This window comes from Vibrio sp. Evd11, assembly GCF_900382755.1.
GTDB classification, from domain to species: domain Bacteria; phylum Pseudomonadota; class Gammaproteobacteria; order Enterobacterales; family Vibrionaceae; genus Vibrio; species Vibrio lentus.
The window spans coordinates 1-12,057 of sequence record NZ_OSDX01000016.1 but is presented as its reverse complement, the minus strand read 5'-3'; the positions used below and the strand labels follow the sequence as shown (position 1 = coordinate 12,057).

The window sequence follows — 12,057 nt, the reverse complement described above, 5'->3', positions numbered from 1 at the left end:
ACTTGGTTAAGCATTGTACAGAGATCATTTAGAGATAAAAAGGCTCATTGTTGTAAGCATATGTACGCCACCTATCATGAGGTTCCCATCCTATTCAACCTCAAACCAATACACCAGACAAATGCATCTAAGCGTTTTTATTCAATGCCGCTTTAAAAAGCTCACTTACCAACCAGCTCAAATCTGGAAAGTTAGTTTGCAGCACATTCCAAATGGTCAACATCAAAAACAAAGAGTTTTAATATCAATAACTTAACAAAACTCAGTTATCGTAACCATAAAATACACCTATTGCAGACTTTTATCCTACTGTGTATACATGAGTAACTATAAAATCTTTTAATACCTAAAATTAGTAAAACTTATGCCAAGCAATCACAACATATTTGGCCACCCTAGAGGCCTATTTCTACTCTTTAGCACCGAGCTATGGGAACGTTTCTCCTACTATGCAATGCGTGCAATTCTTGTTTTATTTCTTACCGATACCACTATCAATGGTGGCCTTGGTTGGTCAACTAAAGATGCCCTCGACCTTTATGGTATCTACACCGGTTTAGTCTATATCACACCATTAATCGGCGGCTGGCTTGCCGATAACTACTTAGGACAACGTAAATCGATCCTAGTGGGTGGTGTATTAATGGCATTAGGCCAATTTACGCTTGCTCTTCCTAACGGCGCTATTGGCTTAGACCAAGTAAATGCTCTTTATCTAGGCTTAGCACTGCTTATCAGTGGTAACGGTATGTTTAAACCAAACATCTCGACCATGGTTGGCGACCTATACCAAGAAGGCGATAACCGACGTGACGGTGCTTTCACCATTTTCTACATGGGCATCAACTTAGGCGCGCTACTGGGTGGCTTAATTTCAGGTGCTGCAGTTGACTCGTTCGGCTGGAAAGCTGGCTTCCTAGCCGCTGGTATCGGTATGGTTATCAGCTTAGTTATGCAGTTGACGATGGCTCAATCATGGTTAGGCAACATTGGCTCAGTACCTGCAGCTGCACGAGCGAAAGCGCTGAACAAATCAAAAGAAAAAACACCACTGACCAAAGAAGAGTTCGACAGACTAAAAGTTATTCTGATTATGGGTCTGTTTGTCATTGTTTTCTGGGCTGGCTTTGAACAAGCTGGCGGCCTGATGAACATCTACACTCAGCAATATACTGACCGTATGATTGGTGGTTTTGAAGTTCCAGCTGCATGGTTTCAATCTCTAAACCCATTCTTCATCATCACCCTCGCACCTATCATTGCGGCGTTTTGGGTCAAGCTTGGTAAGCGTGAACCAAACTCTCCAGTGAAATTTGCGATGGCTTTGTTCTTCCTAGCTCTAGGCTTTGTGTGCATGATGGGCGCAGTAATGGAGCAAGGCGGCGACCTAACAGTGAAAACATCAATGCTGTGGTTAGTCGGTGCTTTCTTCTTCCATACCCTTGGCGAGCTTTGTCTATCTCCTATTGGCCTGTCGTTGGTCACTAAGTTAGCTCCGCTTCGTCTAGCATCGTTAATGATGGGTGCATGGTTTGGCTTCAATGCTGTCGCAAACTACGTAGCTGGCCTTGTGGGTTCTCACGTTGGTGAGCTTGGCGCAATGTCTATCTTCGGTGGTATCGCAATTACAACGACAATTAGTGGCGTCTTACTACTTCTTTGTGCCGGCAAGCTTGTATCATGGATGCATGGTGTAGAAACCAACATGACGCTTGAATCAGAGCCAAAAGCAGAAACTTCGGTTGCTTAATAGCTAGTTCGATTTCAAGACGAAACATCAAGATCAAAAAGGGCTGCTCAATGAGCAGCCCTTTTGTTATCTATTCAATCGACATATCAGCTAGCGATGAAGCGCCACTAGTTCAACCATCATATCGATGTGTGAGTCTCTGTCGTTGAGACACATAATGTAGCTAAAGTCCGAACCACCAGCATCAATGAACGTCTCTTTACACTGGTCTGAAATCTCTTCTAACGTTTCTAAACAATCCACTGAGAATGCAGGCGCCATAATATCGATCTTCTTGATACCTTTACTTGGAAGCGTTTCAAGCGTTTCGTCGGTATAAGGCTTCAACCACTCCTCGCGGCCAAATCGAGATTGGTATGTCATGGTGATGTCTTGCGAGGATAACCCTAACTCTGCAGCAAGTAATTTGGTCGTCGCTTCACAATGTTGAGGGTAAATATCACCTTCATCGGCTAACCTTTTAGGGATGCCGTGGAATGAACACACCAAGTGATCGCCTTTGCCATTTTCTTCCCAATGGCTACGAACACTTTCAGCCAATGCTTTCGCATAGCTAGGGTGAGAGTAATAATCTCGAATAAAGCGATAGCTCGGGATAACAGGCATTTGTTTGAAGGCTTTAGTTAAACCATCAGAAACGGCCGCTGTCGTTGTGCCTGAGTATTGAGGGTATAAAGGCAATACGATGATGTCTTCAACGCCCTGCTCCATTAATTGCTCAACGCCGGTTTTAAGGCTTGGATTACCATAGGTCATCCCCAAAGCTACAGGCATCTGTAATTTTGTTTGTAGCTTTTCAGCTTGTCTCTGCGAATAAACAAGCAGTGGTGAGCCTTCGTCCATCCAAACAGACTGATAAAGCTTAGCCACTTTAGGTGCTCGAATCGGTAGAATCACCCCATGTAAAATAGGACACCAAAGCCAGCGAGTTAGGTTTACCACTCGTTTGTCGTGTAAGAATTCACTTAAAAATCGGCGAACGCCAGCTGGAGTCGCGGTATCTGGTGTTCCTAGGTTAACCAGTAAAACGCCCTGCTTTTTATTATTTTCCATAGCTACCTGAGACCAATGTGTGATTTTCTGGAACGTAATATACTAATCTGCATAAGTTTAAGATCATTGTTACGCAACTAAATTTAAGAATAGTCGTTCTTAACCTGAGTTATCGCAACATCACCTTGATCGTTAGCCGCGCAAATCTAAGCCATAACGCGGAAATTGTGCACAATCGATTTTATCTAGATTGGTATATGACTAAAAATTGAAACAAAAAAAGCGACCTTAAAGGTCGCTTCTAATATATCAAATTCTAAAACTGGCTGTTAGCCAATTATGCTAGTGCTTTCTCAAGTTCTGCACTAACTTCAGCAACTTGCTTAGTACCGTCGAACTTAAGGTACTTAGTGTTGCCTGCTTCAGCTTCTTTACCGTAGTAAGAGATCAGCGGAGCTGTTTGATCGTGGTATACACCTAGACGTGCACGAACTGTTTCTTCTTTGTCGTCATCACGAACCACTAGCTCTTCGCCAGTGATGTCATCTTTACCTTCTTCTTTAGGCGGGTTGTACACATTGTGGTATGTACGGCCAGAAGGAAGGTGAGCACGACGACCAGCCATACGCTCAACAATCACATCGTCAGCTACGTCGAATTCAACAACGTAGTCTACTGCGATACCCATTTCTTTTAGGCCATCAGCTTGAGGGATTGTGCGTGGGAAACCGTCTAGTAGGAAACCTTTCTCACAGTCATCTTGAGCGATACGCTCTTTGATAAGACCAAGGATAATTTCATCAGAAACTAGCTGACCCGCGTCGATTACTGATTTAGCTTGCTTACCAAGCTCAGTACCCGCTTTGATAGCAGCACGTAGCATGTCACCAGTTGAAATTTGAGGGATACCAAATTTGTTCATGATGAAGTTAGCTTGAGTACCTTTACCCGCGCCAGGAGCACCTAGAAGAATGATGCGCATGTTTAATCCTCTTATAAAAATTATGATTTATACCGAAGCTCACTATCCCGCCTTTCTGGTTCAATTTAAGTCGAACAAGAGAGGTTAGGTAACAACTGAGGCTAAGCACAACTGTAAACAGAAGCAAAACGGTAAGTTTCGGTATAACGTTTAAAAATCATACAACTGGAGATGATAGGTTCATAGTCCCAGCTGATTAGGTCGAGCATTCTATCACATTAATATTCAATTTGGCTGAAATTAAGACTAAAGAATGTATCGACAGCGTTTGCGTTCGTCTTGTTAGCAACTTTAGCGACATTTCGATGAAGTTAAGCGACGTTCATAAAAAAAGCCCGCATTCGCGAGCTTTTATTCATAATTATAGTCTTAGCCCAAAGTCGAAAGACTAACGTTTTGTCAGTAGCTCGTTGATTGCACCTAAGAATTGTGACGGATCTTCCATTGAGCCCTTTTCAGCCAGCATAGCCTGGCCAAGTAATAGCTCAACCCAGCGACCAAACGCTTGTTCGTCCGCTTCATCTGCCATCTGTTTAACTAGCGCATGCTCAGGGTTAATCTCAAAGATGTACTTCACCTCAGGAGCCGCTTGTCCCGCAGCTTCTAGAAGTTTAGCCATTTGAGTGCCCATCTCGAAATCATCGGTAACAACAACAGCAGGTGTAGTTGCTAACTTGAATGTCGTACGAACTTCTTTAACACGATCACCAAGGTAAGCTTGAGTGCGGTCAACAACAGACTTGAACTCTTCTTCCGTCTCTTTTTGCTTCTCTTTCTCTTCTTCACCTTCAAACTTGCTTAGATCTAAGCCCGCTTTTGTGATCGACTGGAACTGCTTACCGTCGAAGTCAGTTAGGTAATTCATCACATACTCATCGATACGATCGTACATCAGAACAACTTCGATGCCTTTCGCTTTGAACTGCTCTAGATGAGGGCTGTTCTTAGCCGCGGCATAGCTGTCTGCCGTTAGGTAATAAATCTTGTCTTGACCTTCCTTCATACGTTCTACGTAAGAAGCTAGGCTGATGGTTTGCTCAACAGAATCCACTTCCGTTGATGAGAAACGAAGTAGACCAGCGATTTTTTCTTTGTTCGCCATGTCTTCTGCTGGGCCTTCTTTCAATACTAGGCCGAACTCTTTCCAAAACTCCAAGTACTTGTCGTTGTCGTTCTTCGCCATGCGCTCAAGCATAGTCAACACACGCTTAGTACATGCGCCACGAAGAGACTGAGTCACTTTGTTGTCTTGAAGGATTTCACGAGACACGTTGAGCGGCAGATCATTTGAGTCAATTAAGCCACGAACGAAACGCATGTAAGATGGCATGAACTGCTCTGCATCATCCATGATGAATACGCGCTGCACATAAAGTTTTAAGCCGCTCTTGTGGTCACGGTTCATCATGTCCCAAGGTGCTTTCGCAGGGATGTAAAGCAGGCTAGTGTAGTCGTTCTTACCTTCAACTTTGTTGTGGCTCCACGTTAATGGATCCGCAAAGTCGTGAGAAACGTGCTTGTAAAACTCTTGGTACTCTTCTTTCTCGATATCAGATTTATTACGAGTCCAAAGCGCTTGTGCTTTGTTGATCTGTTCCCAATGCTTCTCTTCGGTGTCTTTACCTTCGTCATCTTTAACCGCAGTTAAGATGGAAACCGGGATACCGATATGATCAGAGTATTTACCAATCACTTCACGCAAGCGCCACTCATTCAAGAATTCTTTACCGTCTTCACGCATATGAAGAACGATGTCAGTACCACGAGATTCTTTAGTGATGTCTTCAATGGTATAGTCGCCCTCACCCGCTGAGTGCCATTGCACAGCTTCATCGCTTGCCAGTCCAGCAGCGCGAGTTCGAACCGTTACAGCGTCTGCAACGATAAATGCAGAATAGAAACCAACACCAAATTGGCCAATAAGCTGAGAGTCTTTGCTTTGGTCATCAGACAGCTTTGAGAAAAAGTCAGCCGTACCTGATTTAGCAATCGTACCCAAATGTTCGATAACGTTGTCGCGGCTCATACCGATACCGTTATCAGAAATGGTCAGAGTGTTGGACTCTGCGTTGAATGACAACTTCACGCCTAAATCCGCATCGCCTTGGTAAAGGTCACCATTCGATAGCGCTTGAAAACGAAGTTTGTCAGCCGCGTCAGATGCGTTAGAGATCAACTCACGTAGGAAAATTTCTTTGTTTGAATACAGTGAGTGGATCATTAGATGAAGTAGCTGTTTTACTTCAGATTGAAAGCCACGAGTCTCTTTATTTTGCGTTGCTGTTTCGCTCATTTTTACTCCAAAACATCTATACTTTATGTTGAATACCGGAAGAGGCGTTACACAGGATACCACTCTTATGTTCATTAACATGAGGATGACAAATGTAAATTCAAGGTCAAAAATCATAAAAACACTGTTTTTTTGATCTGTTTTTATTATCCTTGAGGGTGATAAATATAAAAGAACATAAAAGAAGCCATGATTTGGTGAAGAATTAACGGAACTTCACCTGAGATTTGTCTATTTCGCACTCAAAATCATCCAAAATAGAAGAATTCAATGAGCAATATCGGCACAAAGTTTATTCTCGCACAGCGGTTCGTATTCGACCCAAACAGCAATTCACTTGTTGATCAAGCCAGCGACGGTGAAGTCGTACGCCTTGGTAGCAATGAAAGCCGCATTCTCCTGATGCTGTCAGAAAGACCCAATGAAGTTATCACTCGTAACGAATTACACGAATATGTTTGGCGAGACCAAGGCTTTGAGGTAGACGACTCCAGCTTAACGCAAGCGGTATCGACACTCAGAAAGATGCTGAAAGACTCAACTAAGTCTCCAGAATTCGTAAAGACCGTTCCAAAGCGTGGCTACCAGTTTATCGCTTCTGTTGAACGTTCAGCGCCACTTTCTTCAAGCGAACAGCCTGCCATGGCTGAAGTCGTAGAAAATGAGATGGAGCCGACCTTAGCGTTTACGACGACAGCCGAAGAAGTAGTTACTGAGATGACCGAGTCAGAACCCGTGGCTAAGACTCAAGAAGCTAAGGCTGAAGTAGAACCAAAAGCGACCACAAACGTTGCCGCGAACAAAAATAGTAATAAGTGGACAAGCTTTAGTGCTCTACTTATCGCTATTATTATGCCAATTCTAGTAATCACGTTTACTAACCCAGCTGAATCAGAGTTTCTGACACTGGCTGAAGTTGATGGCGTTAAGGTTCAGACACCGATCAACCACCCAGATTTAAGCAGTTGGTTACCAGCTATAGAGAAATGTGTTGTGCATTACAACAACAACCACACAGGAATGTTGAAGCCGACAGAAGTCATCGCAACAGGCGGACAAACCAATAACCTAGCTCTTAACTATATTCACCCACAAGAATATTCGAGCGAGAATATTACCCTAAGAATTTATGCGAACCAGTCGGATTTAAACGACATTTGTAAAGGTGATCAGTAACATGAAATTAAAAGTCTCTATTATTTTACTGGTTCTTTCTGCTTTTCTTAGTGGTTGGTTGTATTGGGGTAGTGATGCTCAAGTCGAACGTCTGCTAACCGCCCATGAGTGGCAATCAAAAATGGTGACTCTGATTACCGATAAGAAGCAAGCTGACTCGATCGGTCCACTTCGTAAAGTAGAATTATCATCGAACGCTAAGTATCTACCTAATGGTACCTACCTAAGAATGTCTGTGGTTAGGCTATATGGTACCCAAACAGCACCAGCAAATGTGATCAACATTTCTGAAACAGGCCAATGGGATATCAATGATAACTACCTACTGGTTTCACCTACTGAGTTTAAAGACGTGACATCTGCCCAGCGCCAAGATTTTTCGGAAGAGCAACTTGAACTGATCACTCAGGTAATCAAAATGGATGCAGAGCAAAGCCGACGCATTGATATTGTTAACCCGAAAGCACTATTACTGACTAGCTTAAACCACGGCTCGACCGTGTTGTTTTCAAACTAACTCTCTCGAGTAATAAATAAAGGGGCATTGCGCCCCTTTTTTGTCTCTAATTTCTAACATAAGATCCATGGATTGGGTTAATCACTTACCCTAATGTTGGGCTCTCTCCGAACCCACGTTTCAAGCAACTAGCTCGTCAAAATAGCATTTGAAATATTAACGTTCGCCGTTGGCACCAAACTACTGTTTTAGAATTTTCAGGGATATGTATGAGTACAGAATTAAACGCGGTAAGTACATCAATCACCAAAGCAACCATCGCAATACACTATTGTCGTCAATGCAATTGGATGCTTCGTTCTAGTTGGTTATGCCAAGAGTTACTGCATACGTTCAGTGAAGAGATAGAACAAGTGAGTTTACATCCCGATACCGGAGGTCGATTTGAGATCTTTTGTAATGGCGTGCAGATTTGGGAAAGAAAGGCAGACGGTGGCTTTCCTGAAGCCAAAGTTCTGAAGCAAAGAGTGCGAAACATCATTGCTCCAGACAGAGATCTTGGCCACGTAGACTCAAAATAAGCCCTTTTTGAAGCCGTGACCGATTCCGTTTATTTACAACTGCCCGCTCACTAGCAGATCACCTTCAAGGCTAACCACTTTAAACATACCGTTCTCGTATAACCCATAGCTTGCAGCATGATCATTTCGTGGGAACGTCGCCGAGCTTGGATTAAATATGAAGATGCCATCCTGATATTCGGCGACAGGAATATGAGTATGACCATGGGCAATAATATCACCCGCTTTCAATGCTGGTCGCTTGTTGGTGTTATATAGGTGACCATGAGTTAAGAAGATACGCTGACCCGATTCTAGTAGCATCCACGAATAGTCCATCATCATAGGGAAAGACAGCAGCATCTGATCCACTTCACTGTCGCAGTTACCACGAACCGCGATGATCTCTTGAGATAACTCATTCAGTTTTTCAGCAACCGCTGGCGGGTTGTACCCTTCAGGAATTGGGTTTCTTGGACCATGATTCAGAATATCACCCAATAGCACTAAATATTGCGCACCTGACGCTCGGTATAGCTCTAAGACTTTTTCTGTTGCTGGCAGCGAACCGTGTAGGTCTGAAGCAAAAAATAATTTCACACGTACTTCTCCATAAAACTTATGAGGCTATTGTACGTATCAAAATGCTACACGTCATCTCTCGCCATACCGTTGATCACAATATTATTGTAACTAACCATACCGACTATCTTGCTGTCACTGACCACCGGAGCACGACTGATACCAAAGCGTTCGAACAAGCGAGCACAATACTTCACGTTCATATCAGCAGACACACTCAAGGCCGGTTTAGTCATAATTTCATAAACGTTGGTTCGCTTTGGTGAACGGTTTTTAGCCAGTACTTTTTTGGCGATGTCATTCATCAACACGATGCCGTACTCATCATCCTCATGGCGTTTATCGACGATGATCGCTTTCACTTGGTGTTTTTTCGCCATCTCAATCGCTTCTAATACCGTGGTTAGCCCATCAATAATCACGTAAGTATTGGCCATTACATCGCCCACACGGATCTTTTCACTGGTACTCATAGTTCACCCTCCACAACCTTTGTTAACGTCTCAACTTGGTGCGCAACACCTACAGCATCTTCAACATCGATCTGGACAGCGATTCCTTGTCCGGACTCTTGGTCAAACTCCCCTACTTCACCAATGGTTTCAAGAATATGCCTCGCCAAATGTTCTTCAACCACAAACAGCAGCACATCTTTTTGTACCTCTAACGTTAAACCAAAGAAGGTGCGCTTTTGGTTTAAGCCTTGCCCTCTGGCATTGTTAATCACCGTTGCCCCTGTTGCGCCTGCATCACGCGCGGCATCGAGCACGGTGTCTGTCTTGCTCTCTTCTACAAACGCTAAGATTAGTTTAAAGCGCATCTTTGCTCTCCTTAGAGGTGTGTAAACGGTTTAACCATTGTGTTATTTGGGCGTAGCTCATCACTGAGATGATCGGAAACAAACTGGCAAACGCTATTAAGCCGAAACCGTCTATTACTGGGTTTCTCCCCGGTACGGTTGAAGCAAGCCCAAGCCCAAGAGCCGTCACTAAAGGCACAGTCACGGTAGATGTCGTCACCCCGCCTGAGTCGTAAGCCAATGGAATAATGAGCTTGGGGGCGTAAAAGGTTTGAATCACCACGATGACATAACCACAAATAATGTAGTAATGGATAGGATCGCCCGAAACGATACGGTAGCTGCCAAGTGAGATACCGATGGCAACGCCTAATGCCACGGCGATTCTCAGACCATTCACGCTGATACTGCCACCAGATACTTGGTTCGCCTTAATCGCCACTGCAATCAAAGAGGGCTCGGCTATCGTGGTACTGAACCCAATACAAAACGCGAAAAGGTAAACCCAGTAATAATCAAACCAAGCCAAGGTAAGACCTGAACTGATCTTGAACTCAGTTAAAAAACTGGGCTCGGTCAATTGCATGGCCATTGTCTCCCCTAGAGGAAACAACGCGAGCTCCAACCCCATCAAAAAGAGTGATAAGCCAAGAATGACGTAAAAGAAACCGATTAGCACTTTGGCAAGGTTATTGACAGGCTTACGCAGTACCGCTAACTGAAAACCGAAGATGATCACCGCAATCGGAATCACATCCATCACAGTGCCTAGAAAGGTGTCGATAAATTGCTGCACACTGATCATGTCACCACCATCCCGTACACCATGACAAACATCATCGGCAGAAGTGAAGCAAAGGCGATCAATCCAAAGCCATCAATCATCGGGTTTCGTCCTTTAATCGCCGAGGCTAAACCCACTCCCAATGCTGTCACTAACGGAACGGTAATGGTCGATGTTGTCACTCCGCCGGAGTCGTACGCAATCCCAATGATGTTTTCAGGGGCGAAAGCAGTGAGCACCACCACTCCAATATAACCTCCGATGATCATGTACTGAATTGGCCAACCTTTTAAGATTCGCAGCACCCCAAGTAAGATGGCGATCCCCACCGACAATGCTACGGTGAAACGCAAGCCATCGGCGTACTGTTCCATTTCGTCTAAAGAGTTGGGAATAACACCACCTTCAGCGGCCACTTCTGCAGCTTCGGCGGCCACTGCGGTTAATGCGGGTTCGGCAATGGTGGTGCCAAAGCCTAAACAGAAAGCGAAGGTCAATAACCAAAACACGCTCCCCTTGCGAGCAAAAGCTTGAGCCATCGACTCGCCAATTGGGAACAGACCCATTTCAAGGCCAAAGATAAAAAAAGTCAGTCCAAAAACCACCAGCACTAAGCCAGTTAGAATAGACAACAGATGAGGGAGTGGCTCTTGCAAAACAGCAAGCTGGAAGAAAGCAATCACCGCCACGATCGGCAAGAGATCCCTTAGACTACCTAACATGGCTCGAAACAAAGCAAGCACTGCCGTCATCGCAACTCCTAGTCATTGAAATTGTGTCTGGTTATTAATTACTAGGGCGTGTTGATCTTTCGTGAGTGTTTTTTGAACAGCATGGTAAAGAGTTATAATTTGCTTCGCCAAAAGTAAAACCATAACCAATACCATGCCAAGAACAATGCTAACTGATATTCGCTGGGAACTGCTACTCCAAGTTATGAAAAGTACAGGTCGTATTTACGATAAAACTGAACATCGAATGACATTTGAAGGAATACTTTATCGAATGAGAACAGGTATTCCTTGGCGAGATCTACCCTCTGAGTTCGGAGAGTGGAGTACCGTTTACAGACGATTTAATCTTTGGTCAAAGAAAGGGATTTTAGATAATCTTTTCAAAAGCTTATCTAGCATGGCTGACTTTGAATGGGTATTTCTTGATGGCTCTATAGTTAGAGCGCATCAGCATAGTACAGGTGCAGCTACTGAAAGTTCAGAGCAAATAGGAAAAAGTCGCGGGGGCAACTCAACCAAAATTCACTTAGCTGTAGATAGTGGTGGCCTGCCGATTTGCTTTGATTTATCAGAGGGACAACGCCACGATATAGTGCATGCCGAAAGCTTAGTTGAGCAACTCGATGAAGTTAATACCATCGTTTGTGATAAAGGATATGACAGCGAACCTTTCCGTACTTTTGTTAAGGAACGTGGCGGAGAAACAGTAATTGCTAAACGCAATTACGGACAAGATATAGACAAAGACAGTATGGATTGGTGTCTATACAAGTATCGTCACTTGGTCGAAAATGCCTTTGGGAGAATTAAGCATTATCGAGCTATTTCAAGTAGATATGACAAGCTAGAAAGGAATTATGCCAGCATGTTATCACTGGCATTCATGTTAATGTGGCTACCGATGTATTGTTGAACACGGAATGTACAGCAAAGATCAACACGCCCTA

The 12,057-nt window shown here is 43.9% G+C and carries 13 protein-coding genes; 5 read left to right on the top strand and 8 right to left on the bottom strand.

The genetic code is table 11. The features are described 5' to 3' along the window. The first annotated feature begins 364 nt into the window (after nt 1-364). Complete coding sequence (locus ED652_RS09275) at nt 365-1,750, top strand: peptide MFS transporter (RefSeq protein WP_122054486.1); 1,386 nt, start codon at nt 365-367, stop codon at nt 1,748-1,750. A gap of 90 nt (nt 1,751-1,840) precedes the next feature. Here the strand turns inward: ED652_RS09275 and hemH are convergent, their stop codons facing one another. The 3 genes from hemH to htpG form a co-directional block, all read right to left on the bottom strand. Next, nucleotides 1,841-2,803: a ferrochelatase gene (gene hemH / locus ED652_RS09270; protein WP_122054484.1), complete on the bottom strand. Its 963-nt coding sequence runs from the start codon at nt 2,801-2,803 to the stop codon at nt 1,841-1,843. A 277-nt stretch (nt 2,804-3,080) separates the two neighbouring features. Further along, nucleotides 3,081-3,725: an adenylate kinase gene (gene adk / locus ED652_RS09265; protein WP_009847341.1), complete on the bottom strand. Its 645-nt coding sequence runs from the start codon at nt 3,723-3,725 to the stop codon at nt 3,081-3,083. A 388-nt stretch (nt 3,726-4,113) separates the two neighbouring features. Then, nucleotides 4,114-6,018 (bottom strand): molecular chaperone HtpG, encoded by a 1,905-nt coding sequence (gene htpG, locus ED652_RS09260; RefSeq protein ID WP_065103134.1) that lies wholly within the window; start codon nt 6,016-6,018, stop codon nt 4,114-4,116. Nucleotides 6,019-6,288: 270 nt separating this feature from the next. Here htpG and ED652_RS09255 point away from each other — a divergent pair, with 270 nt between their 5' ends. The 3 genes from ED652_RS09255 (at nt 6,289) to ED652_RS09245 (ending at nt 8,232) form a co-directional block, all read left to right on the top strand. Next, nucleotides 6,289-7,194, top strand: a complete 906-nt coding sequence (locus tag ED652_RS09255; RefSeq protein ID WP_122054483.1) for a transcriptional regulator — start codon at nt 6,289-6,291, stop codon at nt 7,192-7,194. Between the two features lies 1 nt (nt 7,195). Then, nucleotides 7,196-7,711 carry a regulatory protein ToxS gene (locus tag ED652_RS09250; RefSeq protein WP_029223464.1) on the top strand — a complete coding sequence of 172 codons (516 nt, stop codon included), beginning with the start codon at nt 7,196-7,198 and terminating at the stop codon, nt 7,709-7,711. A 209-nt stretch (nt 7,712-7,920) separates the two neighbouring features. Next, on the top strand, nt 7,921-8,232 hold the full coding sequence (locus ED652_RS09245; RefSeq protein WP_017110341.1) for a SelT/SelW/SelH family protein: 312 nt from the start codon (nt 7,921-7,923) through the stop codon (nt 8,230-8,232). Nucleotides 8,233-8,265: 33 nt separating this feature from the next. On the opposite strand, the gene yfcE is transcribed toward ED652_RS09245, so the two are convergent. From yfcE to ED652_RS09220, 5 genes are read right to left on the bottom strand one after another with little or no spacing between them, the layout of a single operon-like run. Next, entirely contained in the window at nt 8,266-8,811 is a 546-nt protein-coding gene (gene yfcE, locus ED652_RS09240; RefSeq protein WP_102558165.1) for a phosphodiesterase, read from the bottom strand. Between the two features lie 47 nt (nt 8,812-8,858). Continuing rightward, a complete protein-coding gene (locus tag ED652_RS09235) occupies nt 8,859-9,266 on the bottom strand; it encodes a CBS domain-containing protein (RefSeq protein ID WP_102558166.1) in 408 nt (135 codons plus the stop codon). Next, the gene (locus tag ED652_RS09230; protein ID WP_122054481.1) at nt 9,263-9,613 is read right to left on the bottom strand and encodes a P-II family nitrogen regulator; all 351 of its coding nucleotides are present in this window, start codon (nt 9,611-9,613) and stop codon (nt 9,263-9,265) included. The genes ED652_RS09235 and ED652_RS09230 overlap by 4 nt, the downstream gene beginning before the upstream one ends. Further along, entirely contained in the window at nt 9,603-10,397 is a 795-nt protein-coding gene (locus ED652_RS09225) for a DUF1538 domain-containing protein (RefSeq protein WP_122054479.1), read from the bottom strand. Before ED652_RS09225 ends, ED652_RS09230 begins: the two co-directional genes overlap by 11 nt. Further along, entirely contained in the window at nt 10,394-11,128 is a 735-nt protein-coding gene (locus ED652_RS09220; RefSeq protein WP_009847350.1) for a DUF1538 domain-containing protein, read from the bottom strand. The genes ED652_RS09225 and ED652_RS09220 overlap by 4 nt, the downstream gene beginning before the upstream one ends. A 133-nt stretch (nt 11,129-11,261) precedes the next feature. Between ED652_RS09220 and ED652_RS09215 the strand changes: the two genes are divergently transcribed. Then, the gene (locus ED652_RS09215) at nt 11,262-12,023 is read left to right on the top strand and encodes an IS5 family transposase (RefSeq protein ID WP_102276546.1); all 762 of its coding nucleotides are present in this window, start codon (nt 11,262-11,264) and stop codon (nt 12,021-12,023) included. Nucleotides 12,024-12,057: the final 34 nt, after the last annotated feature.